At 70.0% G+C, this 19513-nt stretch carries 21 protein-coding genes; 11 read left to right on the top strand and 10 right to left on the bottom strand.

Annotation, left to right across the window (positions count from 1 at the left end; translation table 11 throughout):
• Positions 1-147: 147 nt before the first annotated feature.
• From AB0M01_RS23375 to AB0M01_RS23345, 7 genes are all read left to right on the top strand, one after another.
• Positions 148-3363, top strand: coding sequence for a DUF2961 domain-containing protein (locus AB0M01_RS23375; protein WP_363672791.1), 3216 nt, complete (start codon positions 148-150; stop codon positions 3361-3363).
• Entirely contained in the window at positions 3363-5027 is a 1665-nt protein-coding gene (locus AB0M01_RS23370) for a family 43 glycosylhydrolase (protein WP_363672789.1), read from the top strand. The genes AB0M01_RS23375 and AB0M01_RS23370 overlap by 1 nt, the downstream gene beginning before the upstream one ends.
• Before the next feature lie 51 nt (positions 5028-5078).
• Positions 5079-5612, top strand: coding sequence for an isochorismatase family protein (locus AB0M01_RS23365; protein ID WP_363672787.1), 534 nt, complete (start codon positions 5079-5081; stop codon positions 5610-5612).
• A gap of 81 nt (positions 5613-5693) precedes the next feature.
• Entirely contained in the window at positions 5694-6110 is a 417-nt protein-coding gene (locus AB0M01_RS23360) for a hypothetical protein (RefSeq protein WP_363672785.1), read from the top strand.
• The gene (locus AB0M01_RS23355; protein ID WP_363672783.1) at positions 6107-7336 is read left to right on the top strand and encodes a divalent metal cation transporter; all 1230 of its coding nucleotides are present in this window, start codon (positions 6107-6109) and stop codon (positions 7334-7336) included. The genes AB0M01_RS23360 and AB0M01_RS23355 overlap by 4 nt, the downstream gene beginning before the upstream one ends.
• Positions 7336-7629 carry a hypothetical protein gene (locus AB0M01_RS23350; RefSeq protein WP_363672781.1) on the top strand — a complete coding sequence of 98 codons (294 nt, stop codon included), beginning with the start codon at positions 7336-7338 and terminating at the stop codon, positions 7627-7629. The genes AB0M01_RS23355 and AB0M01_RS23350 overlap by 1 nt, the downstream gene beginning before the upstream one ends.
• Positions 7616-7948: a hypothetical protein gene (locus tag AB0M01_RS23345; protein WP_363672779.1), complete on the top strand. Its 333-nt coding sequence runs from the start codon at positions 7616-7618 to the stop codon at positions 7946-7948. Before AB0M01_RS23350 ends, AB0M01_RS23345 begins: the two co-directional genes overlap by 14 nt.
• Positions 7949-8232: 284 nt before the next feature.
• Here AB0M01_RS23345 and AB0M01_RS23340 read toward each other — a convergent pair whose 3' ends face one another.
• Positions 8233-8979 (bottom strand): SDR family oxidoreductase, encoded by a 747-nt coding sequence (locus tag AB0M01_RS23340; RefSeq protein ID WP_363672777.1) that lies wholly within the window; start codon positions 8977-8979, stop codon positions 8233-8235.
• An 85-nt stretch (positions 8980-9064) separates the two neighbouring features.
• On the opposite strand from AB0M01_RS23340, the gene AB0M01_RS23335 reads away from it, so the two are divergent.
• Positions 9065-9664, top strand: coding sequence for a TetR/AcrR family transcriptional regulator (locus AB0M01_RS23335; protein ID WP_363672775.1), 600 nt, complete (start codon positions 9065-9067; stop codon positions 9662-9664).
• On the opposite strand, the gene AB0M01_RS23330 is transcribed toward AB0M01_RS23335, so the two are convergent.
• From AB0M01_RS23330 to tyrS, 3 genes are all read right to left on the bottom strand, one after another.
• The gene (locus tag AB0M01_RS23330) at positions 9657-9809 is read right to left on the bottom strand and encodes a hypothetical protein (RefSeq protein WP_363672773.1); all 153 of its coding nucleotides are present in this window, start codon (positions 9807-9809) and stop codon (positions 9657-9659) included. The genes AB0M01_RS23335 and AB0M01_RS23330 overlap by 8 nt on opposite strands.
• A gap of 165 nt (positions 9810-9974) precedes the next feature.
• Complete coding sequence (locus tag AB0M01_RS23325) at positions 9975-11117, bottom strand: aminoglycoside phosphotransferase family protein (protein WP_363672771.1); 1143 nt, start codon at positions 11115-11117, stop codon at positions 9975-9977.
• 18 nt (positions 11118-11135) lie between these two features.
• Positions 11136-12356 (bottom strand): tyrosine--tRNA ligase, encoded by a 1221-nt coding sequence (gene tyrS, locus AB0M01_RS23320; RefSeq protein ID WP_363672769.1) that lies wholly within the window; start codon positions 12354-12356, stop codon positions 11136-11138.
• 201 nt (positions 12357-12557) lie between these two features.
• Between tyrS and idi the strand changes: the two genes are divergently transcribed.
• Positions 12558-13124 carry an isopentenyl-diphosphate Delta-isomerase gene (gene idi, locus AB0M01_RS23315; protein WP_363672767.1) on the top strand — a complete coding sequence of 189 codons (567 nt, stop codon included), beginning with the start codon at positions 12558-12560 and terminating at the stop codon, positions 13122-13124.
• On the opposite strand, the gene AB0M01_RS23310 is transcribed toward idi, so the two are convergent.
• Both AB0M01_RS23310 and AB0M01_RS23305 read right to left on the bottom strand, forming a co-directional pair.
• Entirely contained in the window at positions 13113-14108 is a 996-nt protein-coding gene (locus AB0M01_RS23310) for a 2-dehydropantoate 2-reductase (protein ID WP_363672765.1), read from the bottom strand. The genes idi and AB0M01_RS23310 overlap by 12 nt on opposite strands.
• Positions 14105-14557, bottom strand: coding sequence for a MarR family winged helix-turn-helix transcriptional regulator (locus AB0M01_RS23305; RefSeq protein WP_363672763.1), 453 nt, complete (start codon positions 14555-14557; stop codon positions 14105-14107). Before AB0M01_RS23305 ends, AB0M01_RS23310 begins: the two co-directional genes overlap by 4 nt.
• 61 nt (positions 14558-14618) lie before the next feature.
• On the opposite strand from AB0M01_RS23305, the gene AB0M01_RS23300 reads away from it, so the two are divergent.
• A complete protein-coding gene (locus AB0M01_RS23300) occupies positions 14619-15596 on the top strand; it encodes a methyltransferase (protein ID WP_363672761.1) in 978 nt (325 codons plus the stop codon).
• A 6-nt stretch (positions 15597-15602) separates the two neighbouring features.
• On the opposite strand, the gene AB0M01_RS23295 is transcribed toward AB0M01_RS23300, so the two are convergent.
• On the bottom strand, positions 15603-15854 hold the full coding sequence (locus AB0M01_RS23295; RefSeq protein WP_363672759.1) for an amphi-Trp domain-containing protein: 252 nt from the start codon (positions 15852-15854) through the stop codon (positions 15603-15605).
• A gap of 162 nt (positions 15855-16016) precedes the next feature.
• Between AB0M01_RS23295 and AB0M01_RS23290 the strand changes: the two genes are divergently transcribed.
• Complete coding sequence (locus AB0M01_RS23290; RefSeq protein ID WP_363672757.1) at positions 16017-17615, top strand: ABC-F family ATP-binding cassette domain-containing protein; 1599 nt, start codon at positions 16017-16019, stop codon at positions 17613-17615.
• Positions 17616-17714: 99 nt separating this feature from the next.
• Here the strand turns inward: AB0M01_RS23290 and AB0M01_RS23285 are convergent, their stop codons facing one another.
• From AB0M01_RS23285 to AB0M01_RS23275, 3 genes are read right to left on the bottom strand one after another with little or no spacing between them, the layout of a single operon-like run.
• Positions 17715-17987, bottom strand: coding sequence for a DUF1905 domain-containing protein (locus tag AB0M01_RS23285; RefSeq protein WP_363672755.1), 273 nt, complete (start codon positions 17985-17987; stop codon positions 17715-17717).
• A gap of 29 nt (positions 17988-18016) precedes the next feature.
• The gene (locus AB0M01_RS23280) at positions 18017-19027 is read right to left on the bottom strand and encodes a cation diffusion facilitator family transporter (RefSeq protein WP_363672753.1); all 1011 of its coding nucleotides are present in this window, start codon (positions 19025-19027) and stop codon (positions 18017-18019) included.
• On the bottom strand, positions 19027-19428 hold the full coding sequence (locus AB0M01_RS23275; protein WP_363672751.1) for a metalloregulator ArsR/SmtB family transcription factor: 402 nt from the start codon (positions 19426-19428) through the stop codon (positions 19027-19029). The genes AB0M01_RS23280 and AB0M01_RS23275 overlap by 1 nt, the downstream gene beginning before the upstream one ends.
• Between the last annotated feature and the right edge of the window lie 85 nt (positions 19429-19513).

The raw sequence follows: 19513 nt of genomic DNA, 5'->3' as shown, positions 1-19513 counted from the left end.
GCGGGTGAGGACTGGAATACGGCGTGCGGGAACAGTCTGTCTCGTACCTGGTGAGGACAAGGTGTTGGGGCCGAACTCTTCTCATCCACCGGACGGGATGGTAGACATCTGAGAAATCGATTTCCGAGCTTCTGGGAAGGCCCGCCTATGACCAGGTTGCTGCGCCGCGCCACCGCAGTTCTGCTGGGATCACTCCTTGTTCTTCCGGCGGTTTCCGCCGGTACGTCGTCCGCCGCACCGGCCGCGCCGAGCGTGGCCGGGGGCAACGGCCCGGTCGGCTGGGACGTCTACCGGCGGCTCGACCGCCTGCCCGAGCTGCAGAACGGGGTCCGCACCAAGCAGTTCTCCAGCTTCGGCCGCGACGGCACCAACAACGACGGGTTCGACGGCACCTACTCGTGCCTGCGCACCGACGCCTCCGGCTGCGTGATCGCCGAGGACGCCGGGCCGGGCGAGGTCGCCTCGATCTGGTTCACCCGCGACGAGGGCAACGTCACCAAGACCGGCAGGATCACCATCGAGCTCGACGGCAGGAAGGTCGTCGACACCAGCCTGCAGGACCTGGTCGACGGCAAGCTCGGCGCGCCGTTCGTCTACCCGCTGGTGGCGAATGCGATGGAGACCAGCGGCGGCGTCTACGTCCGCGTCCCGATGCCGTACCAGCACTCGATGAAGGTCACCACGCAGAGCAACCCGTACTTCTACCACGTCGACTACCGCGAGTTCCCCGACGCCAACGGCGTCCGGACCTTCGACCCGGCCGACAAGGCCGAGGACGTCGTCGCGCTGCTCAAGGCCGCCGGTACGAAGGACCCGAAGCCGGTCAAGCCAGGAGCCCGTACGACGGCCAAGGCCGTCGACCTGAAGCCCGGCGCGCAGGTGAAGCTGGCCGAGGCGACCGGCCCCGGTGAGCTGAGCGCGCTGCGGCTGAAGTTCCCGGCCATCCAGGGCCTGAACCTGAAGAGCGTCTCCGACGACGGCCGCGCGCACACCGGGACCAGCGAGTTCACGATGGCGGTCGACCCGGCCAACACCGGCGTCAAGCTGATCCGCCGGATGGACCGCAAGATCGGCAACCAGCGCGCGAAGGTTCTCGTCGACGGTGTCGTCGCGGGCGAGTGGGCGCCGCTGCCGGCCGCCGGCGCGCAGTGGTACGACCAGGTCCTCGACCTGCCGGCCGCGCTGACCGCGGGCAAGTCGACCCTGACCATTCGCAACGAGTTCGTCTCCTCGGACCTGGACTTCAACGAGTTCACCTACTGGGCCGACTCGATCGTCGGCGGCACCGCGCAGCGCACCGACACCCTCGACCTCGGCACCGAGCACCCGGCCGAGGAGCAGGCGCACCACTACACCAACACCCAGCAGAAGTGGACCGGCCGCAACTCGATGCCGTACGCCGCGACCGACGAGGACCTCGAGCGGGTCAAGTCCTCCGACGCGCTGCTGGCCGGCGCCCGCGTCCAGGTCGTTGTCGACGGCAAGCTCCAGGTGGACGCGCCGGTCGGCGAGTTCTTCGGCTCCGGGCTCGGCGAGAACCCGGTGCACAGCCTGTTCTTCGGGATGGACCCGGACGGCTGGTACTCGGCCTGGTGGCCGATGCCGTACGTCGCCAAGGCCACCGTCACGCTGGTCAACAAGTCGGCGTACCGGCTGACCGGTCAGGGCGAGGTCACCTCGGCCCGCGACGCCGGCGCGGCCGTCGACCTGCTGACCGGGACCAGCGGCTACTTCACCGCGCTCTCGCACCGGGCGCAGACGGTCACCGGCCAGGACTGGATGATTGCCCAGAGCACCGGTCGCGGCAAGTTCGTCGGCGTCTCGCAGACCATGGAGGGTCTGCAGCCCGACGGCAACACGCGTGGCTACCTCGAAGGTGACGAGCGCGTGTACGTCGACGGCGAGCGCACCCCGGCGATCCACGGCACCGGCACCGAGGACTACTACGAGTCCGGCTGGTACTTCAACCAGGGCACCTACTCGACACCGTTCCACGGCAACTCCGGGCACGAGGTCCGCCTGGGCGCCTGCGCGGTCGAGTGCGACAGCGCCTGGCGGCTGCACATCACCGACTCGATCGGCTTCCAGAACCAGTTGGCTTTCGGCATCGAGCACGGCCAGCAGAACGACCACACGTCGATCTACGGCTCGACCGCGTACCTCTACACCGCGCCGAAGCTCGGCTCCAGCCCGCTGTTCGGGGCTCGCGAGACCGACCGCATCGACACCGGTTCGGCGGCCAGCCGCACGCAGCACAAGTACGCCGACTCCGGTGCGCAGACCGCGGACCTGACCTCGGTCTACGAGGGCGACCACGACGACACCGTGCTCACCGACCAGGTGCGCTCGGCAACGAGCCCGATCAGGTTCGAGGTCAAGGTCGACCCGATCAACCGCGGCGTCACGTTGCGCCGTACCGGTGACCAGAACGTCGCCGGGCAGTCCGCCAAGGTGGTTGTCAACGGCAAGGACGCGGGTACCTGGTTGCAGCCGCTCGGCAACGACCGGCAGCGCTGGCTCGACGACAACTACCAGCTTCCGGCGTCGCTCACCTTCGGCAAGACCAAGCTGAGCATCGAGCTCCGGCCGACCGCCGGTGCCCCCGCCTGGACCGCCGCCGCGTACGCCGTCCAGTCGCTCGTCCTCCCGTACGCCGACCGCAAGGCGCCGGCCGCGGCGACGAACCTGGTCGCCACCGGGCGGACCGACAACGCGATCGGGCTGACCTGGTCCGAGGCGTCGGACGACAGCGGGATCGCGCAGTACAAGGTGTACGGCGCGAAGGCCGGTGCCGCCGAGAAGCTGATCGGCACGAGCACCGTTCCCGGCTTCGTGCACCGGGCGCTCGGGCTCAAGGAGACCTGGAAGTACCGGGTCTCGGCGGTCGACCTGGCCGGGCAGGAGAGCACGAAGTCCGCGACCGCGCAGGCGACCTCGGGCAGCACGATCCGGGTCGAGGCCGAGTCGCTGCTGCCGGCCGTCTCGGCGACCGTGCCGGTCGACCCGCAGGGCAACTGCTGCGGCGTCAGCTGGTCGGGCGGAAGTCAACTGTGGATCCACGGAACGAAGGCGGGTGACAAGGTGGTGCTCGAGTTCTCGGTGCCGTCGGCGGGGACGTACAAGCTGTCGTCGGTGCTGACCAAGGCCGCCGACTACGGGATCGTCGACCTCGCGGTCGACGGCAACCAGCCGGTCTCGTTCGACGGCTACCAGGCCGTTGGCGTCGGCACCCAGAAGGTTGACCTGGGCAACGCGACGCTTGCCGCCGGCAAGCACCAGCTGAGCGTCACGCTGACCGGGAAGAACGCCGCGGCGGTCAACTTCCTGGCCGGGGTGGACGTGCTGGATCTGGAGCTCAGCTGATGCGCGGGCGACGGATCCTGGCGGCGCTGGCCGGAGCCGCCCTCCTGAGCGGGGCAGCCCTGCCGGCGTCGGCCGGACACGGAGGAGGTGACGACCGGGTGCGCAGTACGCCGTACGTGCAGGTGGACCGCGTGGTCGCGGCGGGCAAGTTCGTGAAGGTGTACGACCCGAGCGTGGGCGAGAACGAGCAGTGGTACTACAACGACCACACGCTCGTCCAGGACCGCAAGACCGGGACCTGGCACGTGTACGCGATCACGCACGCCGAGCCGGCGAACCCGCTCGACGAGAAGAGCTTCGGGCACGCCACGGCGCCGACGCCGAACGGGCCGTGGACCAAGCAGGCGCCAGCGCTGTTCGCCGATCCGGCGGCCGGGGAGAGCCACATCTGGGCGCCGTACGTGATGTACGACGCCGGCACCTACTACATGTTCTACGCCGGCGGCACCGAGGACCACACGGCGTACCGGATGCAGCTGGCGACCTCGAAGGACCTCGTCACCTGGACCCGGGACACGGCGGCGAACCCGCTGTTCACCGACGGCTTCGACGGGCGCGACCCGATGGTGCACCGGGTCGGCAACCAGTGGGTGATGTACTACACGGCCAACTCGACGCCTGCCGGGGGCAACCACATCGTTGCCTACCGCACCAGTCCGGACCTGCGGCACTGGAGCGAGCGGAAGACGGCGTTCCAGCATCCGGCGACCGGAACGTTCGGTGGGCCGACCGAGTCGCCGTTCGTCGTACAGCGTGGGTCGGACTGGTACCTGTTCGTCTGCTGTGACGGCGGGTACGAGTCGACGAAGGTGTACAAGAGCAAGGACCCGCTGAAGTTCACCGTCGACCAGCTGGTCGGGACGATCGCGGCGCACGCCGCCGAGGTCGTCCAGGACGGGCGCAAGTGGTGGGTCACCGGTGCTGGGTGGGGGAAGGGCGGGCTGTACGTCGCTCCGCTCGACTTCGACGCGCTGCAGGTGACGAAGGGGCGGGTGGTCTCGACCAAGTACTACCGGGCGGACATCCAGAGCGCCCCGCGGGCGGCGCTTCGGAAGCTCGAGGTCGATCCGTCGGGGCGCGGGAAGTACAAGGCCGCGCTCGACTCGTCGTCGCGCTCGACCGCGCCGTACCTGGCGGTCGGGAACTTCGGCGCCACCGACACGGCCGGACCGGCCGCGCGGGTGGAGTCACGGCGGGACCGGCTGACGCTGAAGGGCATCAGGTTCAACGACGAGCCGGTGACCGCGGACTGGACGTTCGCGTTCGGGGCGCGGACGTTCGACACGTCGCTGCGGTGGAACGTTCGAGGGGCCACGACCGCGCCGGTGTGGGAGGTCGCGCTGAACGTCGACTCGGCGCTCGGGAACCAGGGTGATCCGAGTGGATTCGAGCGGAACGGCGATGTCGCCGGGCTGCCGGCCTGGTCGATGGCGACGGGAGCTGGGCTGAGCGTCGTCACGGCGTACAAGGCGGGGTCGGCGTGGTCGACCGACAACCACTGGTACGACCCGCCGAACGGCGCGGTCGCCTGGCAGCCGCTGTGGCAGCCGGGTGGGCGGGCGCTGCCGGTGGGGACGTACGAGGGTGGGACCTTCCGGTTCGGCTTCTCGGCGAAGGAGAAGGACGTCCAGTACGCCGAACAGCTGGCCGCCGGACTGCAGTAGTAGGACTCCTGCCGCCCCCACACCTCAGGTGGGGGCGGCTAGGGTCGGGGGATGACTTTCAGCTTGGAAGCCCGGCGGACCGCCCTCGTGCTGATCGACCTGATGCCGCGGATCATCGCGCTCGAGACCGCGCCGCTGGCCGGTCGTGAGGTGCTGGAGCGGTGCATCGCGCTGGCGAAGGCGACGCGGTCGGTGGGCGGGACCGTGGTCCACGTGCGCGTCGAGCGGCCGGGCGTCGGCGTACAGCCGGAGGGCAGCGAGCTCGCGCCGGAGCTCGACCCCCAACCCGGCGACCTGGAGATCGTGAAGCGGACGGTCGGCGCGTTCCAGGGCACCGGGCTCGACGACGAGCTGCGCAAGCGCGACATCGCGACCGTCGCGCTCGCCGGGATCGCCACCAACTTCGGCGTCGAGTCCACCGGCCGGGTCGCCGACGACCTCGGCTACGCGACCGTCTACCTGACCGACGCGATGACCGGTCTCGACGCGGCCGCCCACGACTTCGCGGTCTCCTACGTCTTCCCGCGCTTCGGTACGGCGATCTCCGGCGCCGAGTACGTCGCCGCCCTCGGCCCGGCCACCTGAGGCAGGTCGTTGCCCGGAGGTTGTATCGGCGGCTGATGGGGTACCGGGTCCGGCGGATGACGGCGGACCTGGGAGCGGCGGATGAGATGGGTGCTGGGTGTCCTGCTACTCGTCTGCCTGACCGCCTGTGCGGGGCCTGAGCAGCAGATCCAGGACGCCGGAGCGCAGGCCGCGCGCGAAGCCGCTGCCGAGGTTGGGACCGCGCGGCTGGCGGTGCAGCAGCTCGGCGACGGGAAGCTCTGGGCGCAGCCTGCCGGGCAGCTGGTGAAGGACTCGGAGAAGGCGCTCGATGGCATCGTCTCCGGGTTCGACAGTCAGCAGCCGGAAACGGACGAAGCGCGGAAGCTGTACGACCGGATCAGTCAGCTGCTCGACGATGCGGCACAGGCAGTCACCGACACACGGATCGCGCTCGGGAACGGGGACGAGGCAGCGGCGGCTCAGCAAGTGGCAGCGCTGGAGAAGAGCGCACAGCAGCTCCTGGAGCTCGCCGGGTGAAGAAGCTGCTGGCCGTCACGCTCGGCATCCTGACCGCGATCGGCGGGTTCGTCGACATCGGGGACCTGGTCACGAACGCACTCGTCGGCGCGCGGTTCGGGATGCACCTGGCCTGGGTGGTCGTGGTCGGCGTGATCGGCATCTGCCTGTACGCCGACATGGCGGGCCGCGTCGTCGCCATCTCGGGCCGACCCGTGTTCGACCTGATCCGCGAGCGGCTCGGCCCGAAGACCGGGTTCGTCACGCTCGTCTCGTCGTTCCTCGTGACCGTGCTGACCCTGGTCGCCGAGATCGGTGGCATCGCGCTCGCGTTCGAGCTGGCCAGCGGGGTGAACTACCTGCTCTGGATGCCGCTCGCGGCGTTCGCGGTCTGGCTGGTGATCTGGAAGGTGAAGTTCTCCAAGCTGGAGACCACCTTCGGGCTGATGGGGCTGCTGCTGATCGTGTTCGCCGTCGCGCTCTGGAAGCTCGGCCCGGACTGGGGACAGCTGCTGCACCAGGCAACGAGCCCACACCCGATCGGGCACGAGTCGTGGGCGACGTACGCGTACTACGCGATCGCGCTGTTCGGCGCGGCGATGACGCCGTACGAGGTGTTCTTCTTCTCCTCCGGTGGCGTCGAGGAGAAGTGGACGCGGCGAGATCTGGCCACCGAGCGGACGAACGTGTTCATCGGGTTCCCGCTCGGCGGGCTGCTGTCGCTGGCGATCGCAGGCTGCGCGGCCGTCGTCTACCTGCCGGCCGGGATCCAGGTCAGCACGCTCGGCCAGGTCGCGCTGCCGACCGCGGTCGCGCTCGGGCAGCTCGGGCTGGCCGTCGTTCTGGTCGGGATGTTCGCGGCGACCTTCGGGGCGGCGCTGGAGACCGCGCTGTCCTGCGGGTACACGATCGCGCAGTACCGCGGCTGGCAGTGGGGCAAGTTCGTCCGGCCGCGGGAGGCGTCGCGGTTCCACCTGGTGATCATCGTCTGCCTGCTGCTCTCGGTGCTGACGCTGCTCACCGCCGTCGACCCGGTCAAAGTCACCGAGTACTCCGTGGTGTTCGCGGCGATGGCGCTGCCGCTGACCTACCTGCCGATCCTGATCGTCGCCAACGACCCGGACTACATGGGCACCGGCACGAACGGTCGGATGCGCAACTTCCTGGCCCTGATCTACCTGGGGTTGTTGCTGGTGGCATCGATCGCGGCGATCCCGTTGATGATCGTGACGAAGGCGGGGCAGTGATGACCGGACGGGTTCTGCACGCGCAGCTGCACCTGCTGGACCGGCAGCTGCTCGACCAGCACAGCGGGCGGATGCTCGGCAAGATCGACGACGTCGAGCTCGACCTCGACGCCGACGTACCGGTCGTGACCGCGCTCATCTCCGGCCGGGAGCGCATCCCCGCCAACCAGATCACCGAGATCGGCTCCGCGGTGAAGATCCTCAACCAGGACCTGGATCTGGACCGCCACGACGACTGGGTCGAGGAGCACGTCATCGACCGGATCCCAGGAGCCGGCGATGCGACTGAATGAGCTGCTCGGCCGCCGGGTGCTCGATGCCAACGGCAACGAGATCGGCGGTGTCGCCGACGTCCGGCTGGTGCAGGACGGGCCGCTGCTGACGTCCCGGCAGGCGGCGCTGCGGATCGACGGGTTGATCGTGGTCGAGAAGCGGTCGACCCGGTTGTTCGGGTACGAGCGGCACGTCGGTCCGGCGTTGCTGCGGCGGCTCGTGCACTGGAAGCTGGGCCGGGTCTGGTACGTGCCGTGGATCGCCGTCGAGCGGGTCGGCGAGACCGTGCGGATCCGTGAAGAACCGCGGCCGCTGGACGAGGTCGCCCGCTACAAATAGTTGCTACAAGCACCTAATCGAAGGTGCGCAAGATCAGAGGATCCATGGCACCTGTCACCAGCGACTAGCCGGCGGTGGCCCTGCCGTGGTGCACGCCGACGTGCACCCGCCACGACGCCCCTCCCCGCGCTGCCCTGCTCAGCTACCACCGCCGTCCGGCCCCCCGGTCCGTGGCCGCCCCTGGGCGATCGCGGCGTCTTTGAGCGCCGGTCAGTCACTATCGCGTCGTTGAAACGGCTGGGTGGTGCTCAAAGACGAGACGGCGCGAGGAGTGGGTTCGGATGTCAGACCGCCAGGCGCCCGCCGTCCACCGGCAGGACGACGCCGTGGATCTGTGCGGCGGTGTCGGAGGCCAGGAAGACGATGCCGGCCGCCACTTCCTCAGGCTTGCCGACGCGGTTGAGTGGGGTTGTCGTCGCGAGGCCGTCGAGGGAGCTGCCCATTGACGCTGTGCCTTCGGTTCGGGTCGGTCCGGGGCTCACCGCGTTCACCCGTACGCCGGCCGCGCCGAACTCGGCGGCCCATGTCTTCGTCAGCAGTTGCAGCGCCGCCTTGCTCGAGCCGTAGACGGCCGCGCCGGCCAGGCCGAACGTTGCGACCATCGTGGTGACGTTCACGATCGCGCCGTTGCCGCGCTCGGCCATCGCCGGGGCCAGCGCCTGGACGAGGAAGAACGGTGCGCGCACGTTCACGGCGTACACCTCGTCGAACTCCTGCTGCGGCACCTCCGCGGTCGGCGCGAACGGGAACAGCCCGGCGTTGTTGACCAGGATGTCGACCTGGCCGCCGAGCTCGATCGCGCGGACGGCGAGCTGCTGAACGCTCGCCGGGTCGGCCAGGTCCGCCTGGATGAAGTCGGCCTTGCCCCCGCTCGACCGGATCGCCTCGACCGTCGCCGCGCCGCGCTCGGCGTCGCGCCCGCTGACGAGCACGTGAGCGCCCCGGGTGGCGAGCTGGCGGGCGACCTCGCGGCCGATGCCGCTGGTGCTGCCGGTGACGAGCGCGGTCCGGCCGGTGAAGTCTGCAGTCATCGCAGTGCCTCTCTCTTGGAGTATCTGCTCCAATCCTGCGGATCTGTTTTTGGAGTATCAACTCCAGAATCGGTACGCTCGAGAGATGGCACTGACGCGCAAGGGACAGGCGACCCGGGACCGGATCGTCGCCGCCGCGTCCCGGCTGATGCTCGACCAGGGCGTGGCCCGGACGACGATCGAGGACATCCAGGCGGCGGCCGCGGTCAGCCCGTCGCAGCTCTACCACTACTTCCCGGGCAAGAACGCGCTGGTGCTCGCGGTGATCGAGTACCAGAGCGGCCAGGTCCTCGACGTCCAGCGCGAAGGGCTCGACCGCCTCGACGATTTCGATGCCCTGGGCAACTGGCGGGACCTGATGGTCGGCATCCTCACCGCGACGCAGTGCGCCGGCGGCTGCCCGCTGGGGTCACTGGCCAGTGACCTGTCCGAGGCCGATCCCGTCGCCCGGGTGCAGCTCGCGAACGCCTTCCAGATGTGGGAGTCGCTGATCGAGGACGGGCTCACCCGCATGCAGTCCCGCGGTGAGCTGTCGCCGAGCGCCGACACCGCTCAGCTGGCCGTCGCGATGCTCGCTGCGGTCCAGGGCGGTCTGCTGCTGAGCCAGGTACGCCGTACGCCGGACCCGCTGATCAAAGCGGTCGACACGATGATCGACCACCTGCGGACGCTCGCGGTCAGCTGAAGCGTTCGGCGTTCTCCGACACCCACTCCTGCAGGGGGCGGGCCGGGTGACCGGTGATCTCCTCGACGGTTGGGTTGACCGTCGTCTCGTCGATGAATCCTTCGCCGTAGAAACCGTGGATGGCGTCGGCGTAGGCCTGGGGCATGGCGGCGAGGAGTTCCGCGTGGGACTCGGTGGGGGACAGTTCGATCGCGCGCAGGGGCCGGCCCAAGGCCCGGCCGAGGATCTCGACCTGTTCGGCCGGGCGCAGGGCGACTGGGCCGGTCAGGCGGTACGCCGTGCTCGCGTGGTCGGTGGTGATCAGCGAGGATCACAGGACTCCCAGGTGGTCGGCAGCGGTGGCTGCGGCGGCTAGTTCGGAGGCGGGGTCGCCCTCGTGGTAGATCCGTTCGGCCGGCTCGATGTTGTCGAGGAAGCGCTGGTAGGTGATCGCGCCGAGCAGCCGAGTGAGGACGGTAACCGGCGGGAGGGCCAGGGCCGGATCGCTGTGGGGGAGGTGCTCTTTCCACGCGGAGATCCAGACAGCGCGCGCTAGTTCCTGTTGCGCCGGTGGGAGGTAACCGCAGAGGCGGTGGAGGTCGACGGCGGGGTGGCCGACGTAGCTGTCGGCCCAGTCGACGATGCGGCGGGTGGTGCCGTCCGAGCGCCAGTTGCCGGGGTGGAAGTCGCCGTGCACCAAGGTGTTGGGAAGGCCCGCGGCGTCGAGACGCTCCAGCAGTTGAGGGAGCGCCGCCGCAACCCGAGTGGGTGGCAACGCCGCCCCGATCTCCTCCGGGAGCAGCCGCGGCACCGGCAGCTCAGCACCAGCAAGCCCAGCCTGTACGGCGACCCACCGGCCGATCACGTCCCGCAGCGTCGCGTCGTCCGGCTCCCAGCAGTCCACCCCCGGCGCATGCGCCAGCAGCGACCAGCGGCGAGCCACATCAACGCCGAGGACCTCCGGCGCCAGCTCAGCGTCGTACTGGCGCACCCACTGGATCACCTCGGCATCGACGCTGCAGAACGTGCTCGTCGCCTTCGCCCACGCGCCGGGGAAGCGGATCAGGCACGACAGGTTCCACGTCTTCACCTGCCTCGCCTGCTGCAAACCAAGAAACGTCTGCGCCCACGAGATCAACCGCTGCGGCCCGTCGACCTCCGCCCAGCTCGCACGCAACGGATGCGGCGCAACGATCTCGTCCCACCCAGCACACGGCGTCAGATCGAGCACCCCCGAAGCAGGCTCCCGGTCCACCTGCACGTGATAGACCACGCGCCCACCACGCCCGACCGCAGCCTCATCCGCCTGCAGAAGCCGCAGCACCAAGCTCCGCACCCCCAGCAGCTCATCCAGGTACGCCGTCACCGCCTCGATCTCCGACCACCACGGCCGGTCGGCCTCGAACGGCCCGACCCGGCCCAGGTACCGCGCGCCGAGGCTGACCAGCGCCTCCACCGTCTTCGTCTCGCTCACCTCACAGATGCTCCGGCATCACGCGTCCGCCGCCTGCGAATTTCGCCGCACCCGGTGCCACACCCGCCGTCCCGACCGCACCACAGCCCCGGCGTGCACCTCCACCAGCTCCTCCGAGTCGCGCAGCCGAGTCCCGTCCACACTCACCGCACCCTGCCGCAACAGCCGGCGCAGCTCGGACTTGCTCACATCCGGCCGTACGGCGGCCAACAGCTCCAACGCCGACAGCGTGGTCGAGTCGATCACCACCTCCGGCAGCTCGTCCGGCTCGGCCCGCTGCGAGAAGACGCGCTGGAACGCGTCCAGTTCGGCTCGCGCCGTACCAGCGCCGTGGTAGCGAGTCACGACCGCAGCAGCCAGCCGCAGCTTCGCGTCCCGAGCAGCGGGCCCGCCATCCGCAGCAGCGCTCCCCAGCGCGGCCACAGCGTCCAGCGGCAGCTCGGTGTACACCCGCGCCCAGGTCTCGACCAGCTCGTCGGGCAGGCTCATCAGCTTGCCGAACTTGTCCTTCGGCGAATCGGTCAGCGCGACGTAGTTGTTCAGCGACTTCGACTGCTTCGGGCCACCGTCGAGCCCGGGCGTGATCGTGCTCGTGATCACCACCTGCGGCTCAGCACCGAGGCGCTGCTGGAAGTGCCGGCCCAGCTGCTCGTTGAACAGTTGGTCGGTCCCCACGATCGTCAGGTCGCTGCGCAGCGCGAAGCTGTCGTAGCCCTGCAGCACCGGGTAGGTCAGCTCGTGCAGCGCGATCTCGCGCCCGGCCGCGACCCGCGCCCGGAACATGTCGCGCGCCATCAGCTGCGCCTGGGTCACGTGGGAGAACAATCCGAGCAGCGTCGCGACGTCCATCGCGTCGTACCACTCGGAGTTCCGGCGTACTTCGAAAACGGCTGGATCGGTCCGCAGGACCAGCGAGACCTGCTCGAGGAACGCGGCCGCGTTGACCTCGATCTCCTCCGGCGTCAGCACCGGGCGGGTCTCGCTGCGCCCGGTCGGGTCGCCGATCCGGGTGGTCAGGTCGCCGAGCAGGAACACGACGGTGTGGCCGAGGTCCTGCAGGCCGCGCATCATCCACAAGTTCACCGCGTGCCCGAGGTGCAGGTCGGGCGCGGTGCAGTCGACGCCGTACTTGATCCGCAGCGGCCGGCCGGACTCCAGCCGGGTGCGCAGGTCGGCCTCGCCGACGATGCTGTCGGTGGTCCGCCGTAACCGGTCGATCACGGCCTGGGCGTCGTTCATGAGGGTCCTCTCGGAGCAGACGGCGAGAGGACGAGCCTCCCGGCAACGGAAAGAGGCAGGAACCGGACGGTTCCTGCCTCGGAGGCTCTGGTACGAAGCGGTTGCTTCAGGGCGCGACTAGCTCCCGGCTCCTCCCAGAGCCGGTCGATACGTCGCACGCTGCTTCGTCACGTCCACGAGACTAGCACTACGCTTGACCTGGTGAACACGGAGAAAGTCGTCCTGCTGGACGAAGCGGGCCACGCGATCGGCAGCCAGGACAAGGCGACCGTGCACCACGCGTCGACCCCGCTGCACCTGGCCTTCTCCAGTTACGTTTTCGACCGCAGCGGCCGTGTGCTGCTGACCCAGCGGGCGCACACGAAGACCACCTGGCCGGGAGTCTGGACGAACAGTTGCTGCGGGCATCCCTTGCCGGGCGAGCCGCTGCCTGACGCCGTACGCCGGCGGCTGTCCGACGAGCTCGGCATCGTCGCGGACCAGGTCGAACTGGTGCTGCCGGAGTTCCGCTACCGCGCCGAGCTGGCCGGCGTCGTCGAGTACGAGATCTGCCCGGTCTACCGGGTCACCTGGGACGGCGACCCGCAGCCGGAGCCCACCGAGGTCGCGGCGTACGAGTGGGTGGAGTGGTCGAAGGTGGCCTCCTGGCCGGGGCTGTCGCCTTGGTGCTTGCTGCAGCTGGATGCCCTGTCTGCGTTGGGTCCAGCGCCGGCCGACTGGCCGCTCGGTGACCACGACCTGCTCCCACCCGCGGCTCTAAATCCGTAGCTGCTTGGACAGCTCTTCACCGGTCCAGACGTGGCGTGGTCCGGCTTCCTCGGCACGAACCAGCTCAACGAGCTTGGCGTTGACCGGTGCTGTGCGGCCCAGCGATTCGGCCAGGCGGACCACCTCGCCGTTCAGATAATCGATCTCCGTCCGCCGACCGGCCTGCAGGTCCTCCCACATCGACGTCCGCGCGTACGGGTCGATCGCGAGCATCTTCGACGCCAGCCGCCGGAACAACCAGTCCGGAAGCCGCAGCACCGCGGGCATCCGCCCGGGCGGCAGTGCCGTGAGCTTCGCGGGCCGGATCCTCTTGTCCTGCAGGAGTTTCAGCGTCTCCTCCTGCGCGGCCGCGAGGCAGCGGCGGTACGAGCGCTGCGACAGCTCGTCGCGCAACGGCAGGTCGGACAGTGCGTTGACCGGGTTGTTCAGGTTGAGCAGGAGCTTCGCCCACTGCACCGGTACGACGTCGTCGTGCTGCGTCAGCGGCAGCCCGGCCTTCGCGAACGCTTCGCCGTACGGCGTGAGCGCCGCGTGCGCCTGCACATCGAGCCCGCCCTCGGTGCCCTGGTGGAACGCCCCGCCGCCCTTGCTCAGCACGTTGAAGGGGACCATCCCGGACAGCACGACTTGCTCCGGCAGCCGCTCCCGCAGGACCTCGCCGTTGCGCAGCCCGTTCTGGAAGCTCACCACCACGGCACCCGGCTTCAGTACGCCGGCCAGCTCCTCAGCCGCGCCTTCGGTCGCCGCCGACTTCACCGTCACCAGCACGAGGTCAGCGTCAGCGGCCGCCGCCGGCGTCGTCGCGAATCGCAGATCCGACACGCGAACGTCGGCGCCCTTGTAGTCGGTCAGCCGGAGCCCGTGCTCGGCCAGCTCGTCGCCGATCCGCTGCCGACCGACGAACACGACGTCGGCCCCACCGGCGACCAGCCGCCCGCCGACGTAGCACCCGATCCCGCCCGCGCCGTACACCGCGATCGTCACCGCGTTCTCCCTCCGGGCGTCACCTCTCCGGTCAGCTCCTGAAGTATCGACCACAACGCGTCCAGCCGCTCCTCGCCGAGGCGCTCCCGCCAGTCGTCCCGGACGACGTCGATCGCGCGCACCAGATCCTTCTCCAGCCGGCGGCCCTTCGCGGTCAGCCGGACGAGCCGGGCGCGCGAGTCCGCGGGGTCAGGCGCCCGCGTCAGGTACCCGTGCCGCTCCAGATGCGTCACCAGCTCGTGCATCGACTGCTTGGTGATGCCCGCGTGCGCGGCCAGCTCGCTGGTGTGCAGCCCGTCGATCCCACCGAACCGGAACAGCTGCAGGTGCGCCGGCCGCAGCTCGGGGTACCGGCGGCCGAGCTCGGTCTCGACGGCGGCCATCGCCTGGTCGAACGCCACCCGCAGCAGGCCGAACCAGCGGCCGGGGGAGCTGTACTCCGTTGACATGACGGTCAGGGTACCTTACCGTTTTGGTCAGGTCGCCTGACCGTATCGCTGGAGGGGAATCATGACCGCACGCCAGGAGCTGACCCGGTACCTGACCGGCAAGTGGATCCCGCCGGTGCTCGCCACCGTCGCCGAGCTGGGCATCGCCGACGCGCTGGTGGACAAACCGCTGACCGCCGCCGAGCTCGCCGAAACCACCAACGTCAACGCCCGTGCGCTCTACCGCGTACTGCGGGCCGCCGCGAGCATCGGGGTCTTCGCCGAGGACGCCGACGGCCGGTTCGCGCTCACCGAGACCGCCGAGCTGCTGCGCTCCGACGTCCCGGGATCGCTGCGCGCGGCCGCCCGGATGTTCGCCCTGGAACCGTTCTGGACGCCGTACGCGCGGATCAGCGAGTCCGTCCGGACCGGCGAGCCCGCCTTCGCTAGCACGTTCGGGACGAGAATCTACGACTACCTGCAGACGCATCCGGACGACGCCGCGGTCTTCGGCGCGACCGTCGCGAGCTTCCACGACCAGGCGATGGGCCCGATCGTCGCCGCGCACGACTTCTCGTCGTACCGGACGGTGGTGGATCTGGGCGCTGGCTCGGGCAACCTGCTGCTCGAGTTGCTGACCGTGTACCCCGGCCTCCGCGGGGTTCTGCTGGAGCTGGACAGCGTCCTGTCCTCGGCGCGCGAGACCCTGGCCGCGGTGCTGGACCGCGTCGACCTGGTCGCGGGGGACTTCTTCGCCGCCGTACCACCGGGTGACGCGTACCTGCTCAAGAGTTGCCTGCACAACTTCGACGACGAGCAGGCGATCCGGATCCTGCGCGCGGTCCGCGCCGGCGGCGGGCCGGTGCTGATCGCCGAGACGATGGTCCCGGCCGGGAACGGCGCCCACTACTCCAAGTTCGACGACATCGAGATGCTGGTGATCGCCGGCGGCGCCGACCGGACCGAGCAGGAGTACTCGGAGCTGGTCACCGCCGCCGGTTTCACCCCGCGCGAAGTCGTCCAGTGCGACGAGCGGTTCTCGCTGCTCGTCGCCGACTAGCGTTGGTCAGACGGCGTCGTCGTCCTCGGGCTCCTCGTCGGAGTCGGCCAGGCTCCACTTCAGCTGGAACTCGACCTCCTCCTCGTCCTCACCGCGCTCGTGCTCGACGCTGATCTGCGCGTTCTTCGGGACCGTGAACCGCTCGCCGGCGATCTGGATCCGGAACGGCTTGCCACTCTCCAGGGCGTCCGCCAGCCGGCGGAGCTTCGCGGCGAACTCCTCGACGGTGTACGTCTTCTCGACATCTCTCTCACTCATGCGGCACATCCTGGCAGCCGGTGGGGCGACCGAAAACCAGTCGCACGCCTTGCGCTGCGAACGTACTGTGGGGACATGGCTACTTGCCTCTGTGTCTAGCTGCGCGACCCGCTTCCGTACCCGAAGTGCGTCCCGTAGTCATCACAGAGAGTAACCAGGTTCATGATCACCGTTCACTCGGTCGACGTCCGCGCCGGTGCCCAGCTGCTGCTGTCGGACCTGTCCTTCCACATCGGCCCCGGCGACAAGATCGGCCTGGTCGGCCGCAACGGCGCCGGGAAGACCACGCTGCTCAAGGCGCTCGCGGGCGAGGACCGCCCGGCCGCCGGCAGCATCACCGCGACCGGCTCGGTCGGCTACCTGCCGCAGGACCCGCGGGCCGCCGACCCCGCCCTCACCGTGACCGCGCGCATCCTGTCCGCCCGCGGGCTGGACGCCGTGGTCGCCCGGCTGCGCAAGGCCGAGGCCACCATGAGCACGGCGACCGGCGCCGAGCAGGAGCGCGCGATGGCGGCGTACGCGCGGGCCGAGACCGAGTTCCAGGCCGCGGGCGGGTACGCCGCCGAGGCGGAGGCCGGCCGGCTCGCGGCGGGCGTCGGGTTGCCGATCCGCGCGCTGGAGCAGCCGATCGGCGAGCTGTCCGGCGGGCAGCGGCGCCGGGTCGAGCTGGCCCGGATCCTGTTCGCCGAGCACGACACGCTGCTGCTCGACGAGCCGACCAACCACCTCGACGCGGACTCCGTGGTCTGGCTGCGGTCGTTCCTGCTCGGCTACGCCGGCGGGCTGGTGGTGATCAGCCACGACCGTCAGTTGCTCGCGGCAACGGTCAACCGGGTCTTCCACCTGGACCCGCAGCGGCGCACGATCGACGTCCACAACACCGGCTGGAAGAAGTACCTGACCCAGCTGGAGACCGACGAGCGGCGCCGCTCCCGGGAGCGGAACACGGCCGAGCGCAAGGCCGCGGTCCTGCACGCCCAGGCGGCGAAGATGCAGGCCGGCGCCAGCACGGCCGTTGCCGCGCGCAACATGGCGCGGCGCGCGGACAAGCTGCTCACCGACCTCGAGCCGGTACGCCGGGCCGCCCGCGTCGCGCGGATCCGGCTGCCCGACCCGGCGCCGTCCGGCCGGACTCCGCTGAGCGCTGTCGGCCTGACCAAGTCGTACGGCGCTCTGGAGGTCCTCAAGGGTGTCGACCTCGCCGTCGACCGGGGGAGTCGCCTCGTCATCCTCGGCCTGAACGGCGCGGGTAAGACGACGCTGCTCCGGATCCTCGCCGGTCGCGAGACGCCGGACAGCGGTGAGGTAGTGCACGGTCACGGGTTGCGCCTGGGGTACTTCGCCCAGGAGCACGACACCCTCGACCTGGCCGGGACGGTCCGCCAGAACCTGGCGGCGGTCGCGCCGCGGCTCACCGACGGCGAGGTCCGCAACGTGCTCGGCTCGTTCCTGTTCAGCGGCGACGACGCGGACAAGCCGGCCCACGTCCTGTCCGGCGGCGAGAAGACCCGGCTGGCGCTGGCCGGCCTCGTCCACTCCGGCGCCAACGTGCTGCTGCTCGACGAGCCCACCAACAACCTCGACCCGGCCTCCCGCGACGAGGTCCTGGGCGCGGTCGGCAGCTACCCGGGTGCCCTCGTCATGGTCACCCACGACGAGGGCGCGATCGAGGCGCTACGCCCCGACCGGGTGCTGCTGCTCCCCGACGCGTCGGAGGACCTGTGGACCGACGAGTACTTGGAGCTGGTGTCGCTGGCGTGAGGGCGAGATCGCTCCGTCTCGGAGGGGCGTGGGCTCGGGCCGCCCCGCCCTATCCTCCCCGCTCGCCGCCCCGCAGGGGCGTCGAGCGGGGTCGAGCGGTCAGAGGCGTTCCGCGAGGTGAACGGTGATCTCGGCCCCGGTGCTCTTGCCGATCGCCTTGCGGACGTCGGCCTTGACCGGGAGTTTGTGGGTGCCGTCGCCGAGGGCCATGAAGGCGCTCTCGAACGGGTGCCCGTCCATCGTGCCGCGGACCTTGACCAGGCCGCGGGTGCCGAAGAACTCGGCCGAGCCCGGCATCACGACGTACGTCCAGCCGCCCTTCGCGTCGCTGGTCAGCAGCTCGGCGGTGAACTCGTGGTCCAGGGTGCTCATGTTTCCTCCTCGGATGGGTGCTTTCCACCCTAGGTAGAAGCCGCCGCGCCGTTTTCGACATCGGGGGCGCGGTGGACGATTCCGTGGGAGTCGGAGCAGTGCAGCTCGGGGGTGTCGCCGGAGGCGTGGTCGACCTGGAGCGTGGAGTGGGTGAGGTGGTGGCGCTCGGCGAGCAGCTTCTCGACCTGCTCGCGGATCAGGTGGCAGTCCAGGCCCTCGCGGACCAGGATGTGTGCGGAGGCGGCCGGCTCGCCGGAGGTGATCTCCCAGACGTGCAGGTCGTGGATCTCGACGACGCCCTCGACACTGCACAGCTCCCGGCCGAGCGCGGCCGGGTCGAGACCGGCCGGGGCTGCCTCGAGGAAGATCCGGCCGGAGGCGCGGACCAGCTCGATCCCGGCCTTCAGCATCAGCGCCGCGACGATCAGCGCGGCGATCGAGTCGGCGCGGGTGAACCCGGTCAGCAGGACGACGAGACCCGCGGCCGCGGTCGCGATGAACGCGAACAGGTCGTTGAGGATGTGCTGGAAGGCGCCCTCGACGTTCAGGCTGGACCGGTTCGCCCTGCTGATCAGCCAGGTCGCGGCGAGGTTGACGAAGATGCCGACCACACCGGTGACCAGGACGAGCACGCCCTCGACCTCCGGCGGGTGGATCATCCGCTGCACCGACTCGTAGACGAAGAACACGGCGAGCAGCAGCAGGGTGATCCCGTTGGCCTGCGCGGACAGGATCTCGACCCGCTTGAACCCGTACGTGAAACCGCCCACCGGCGGGCGCGCGGCGAGCCGGATCGCGAGCAGCGCGAGCGCGATGGCGATCGCGTCGGTGAGCATGTGCGCGGCGTCGGTGATCAGCGCGAGCGAACCGGCGGCGAACCCGACGACCACCTCGGCGGCCATGAACGCGAGGATCAGCGCAAGAGCACCGCTCAGCAGCTTCCGGTCGGCGTCAGCGCTGACGCCGTGCCCGTGACCGTGCCCATGGCCGTGCCCGGCCGCGGCGGCCGGGCGTGCGGCGTCCACCGCTTCCTTTCCCATCAGCCACGCTCCGGGTGAATGGCGTCGGTGTGCTCGGTGTGGGCGACCGCGAGGTCGACGAGCATCCGGACGTGCGCGTCGTCGAGCCGGTAGAAGGCCATCCGGCCGTCCCGCCGTACGGACACCACGCGATGCGCGCGCAGCAGTCGCAGCGCGTGCGAGGTCGCCGATTCGCTCAGGCCGCTGACCGCGGCGAGGTCGCAGACGCACAGCTCGCCGTCGAGCAGGGCGACCAGCAGCTTCAGCCGCCGCGGGTCGCCGAGCAGCCCGAACACGTCGGCGGTGTCGACGACGTCCTGCTCGGACGGCATCCTGGCGTGGACGGCCGCGACCCGCTCGGGGTCGACCAGCTTCACCGCGCAGGCGTCGGCAGCGGACTGCACATCTGCAGAACTCTTCATACGTCACACGGTAGAGCACCGGCGCCGCCGAGGCGAGCAACCGGAGTGTCGAAACCGCTTGCACCGCAACCGCGAAGTTGGCACT

It is taken from the genome of Kribbella sp. NPDC051770 (assembly GCF_040681455.1).
GTDB lineage: Bacteria > Actinomycetota > Actinomycetes > Propionibacteriales > Kribbellaceae > Kribbella.
The sequence above is the reverse complement of the archived record's forward strand: the minus strand, read 5'-3'. Positions and strand labels throughout refer to the sequence as shown.

Bases quoted from the DNA above. Each gene is read 5' to 3' on its own strand.
- AB0M01_RS23375 (WP_363672791.1), top strand. From the start codon at position 148: ATGACCAGGTTGCTGCGCCGCGCCACCGCAGTTCTGCTGGGATCACTC.
- AB0M01_RS23370 (WP_363672789.1), top strand. From the start codon at position 3,363: ATGCGCGGGCGACGGATCCTGGCGGCGCTGGCCGGAGCCGCCCTCCTG.
- AB0M01_RS23365 (WP_363672787.1), top strand. From the start codon at position 5,079: ATGACTTTCAGCTTGGAAGCCCGGCGGACCGCCCTCGTGCTGATCGAC.
- AB0M01_RS23360 (WP_363672785.1), top strand. From the start codon at position 5,694: ATGAGATGGGTGCTGGGTGTCCTGCTACTCGTCTGCCTGACCGCCTGT.
- AB0M01_RS23350 (WP_363672781.1), top strand. From the start codon at position 7,336: ATGACCGGACGGGTTCTGCACGCGCAGCTGCACCTGCTGGACCGGCAG.
- AB0M01_RS23345 (WP_363672779.1), top strand. From the start codon at position 7,616: ATGCGACTGAATGAGCTGCTCGGCCGCCGGGTGCTCGATGCCAACGGC.
- AB0M01_RS23340 (WP_363672777.1), bottom strand. From the start codon at position 8,979: ATGACTGCAGACTTCACCGGCCGGACCGCGCTCGTCACCGGCAGCACC.
- AB0M01_RS23335 (WP_363672775.1), top strand. From the start codon at position 9,065: ATGGCACTGACGCGCAAGGGACAGGCGACCCGGGACCGGATCGTCGCC.
- AB0M01_RS23330 (WP_363672773.1), bottom strand. From the start codon at position 9,809: ATGCCCCAGGCCTACGCCGACGCCATCCACGGTTTCTACGGCGAAGGA.
- tyrS (WP_363672769.1), bottom strand. From the start codon at position 12,356: ATGAACGACGCCCAGGCCGTGATCGACCGGTTACGGCGGACCACCGAC.
- AB0M01_RS23305 (WP_363672763.1), bottom strand. From the start codon at position 14,557: ATGTCAACGGAGTACAGCTCCCCCGGCCGCTGGTTCGGCCTGCTGCGG.
- AB0M01_RS23300 (WP_363672761.1), top strand. From the start codon at position 14,619: ATGACCGCACGCCAGGAGCTGACCCGGTACCTGACCGGCAAGTGGATC.
- AB0M01_RS23295 (WP_363672759.1), bottom strand. From the start codon at position 15,854: ATGAGTGAGAGAGATGTCGAGAAGACGTACACCGTCGAGGAGTTCGCC.
- AB0M01_RS23290 (WP_363672757.1), top strand. From the start codon at position 16,017: ATGATCACCGTTCACTCGGTCGACGTCCGCGCCGGTGCCCAGCTGCTG.
- AB0M01_RS23285 (WP_363672755.1), bottom strand. From the start codon at position 17,987: ATGAGCACCCTGGACCACGAGTTCACCGCCGAGCTGCTGACCAGCGAC.
- AB0M01_RS23280 (WP_363672753.1), bottom strand. From the start codon at position 19,027: ATGGGAAAGGAAGCGGTGGACGCCGCACGCCCGGCCGCCGCGGCCGGG.
- AB0M01_RS23275 (WP_363672751.1), bottom strand. From the start codon at position 19,428: ATGAAGAGTTCTGCAGATGTGCAGTCCGCTGCCGACGCCTGCGCGGTG.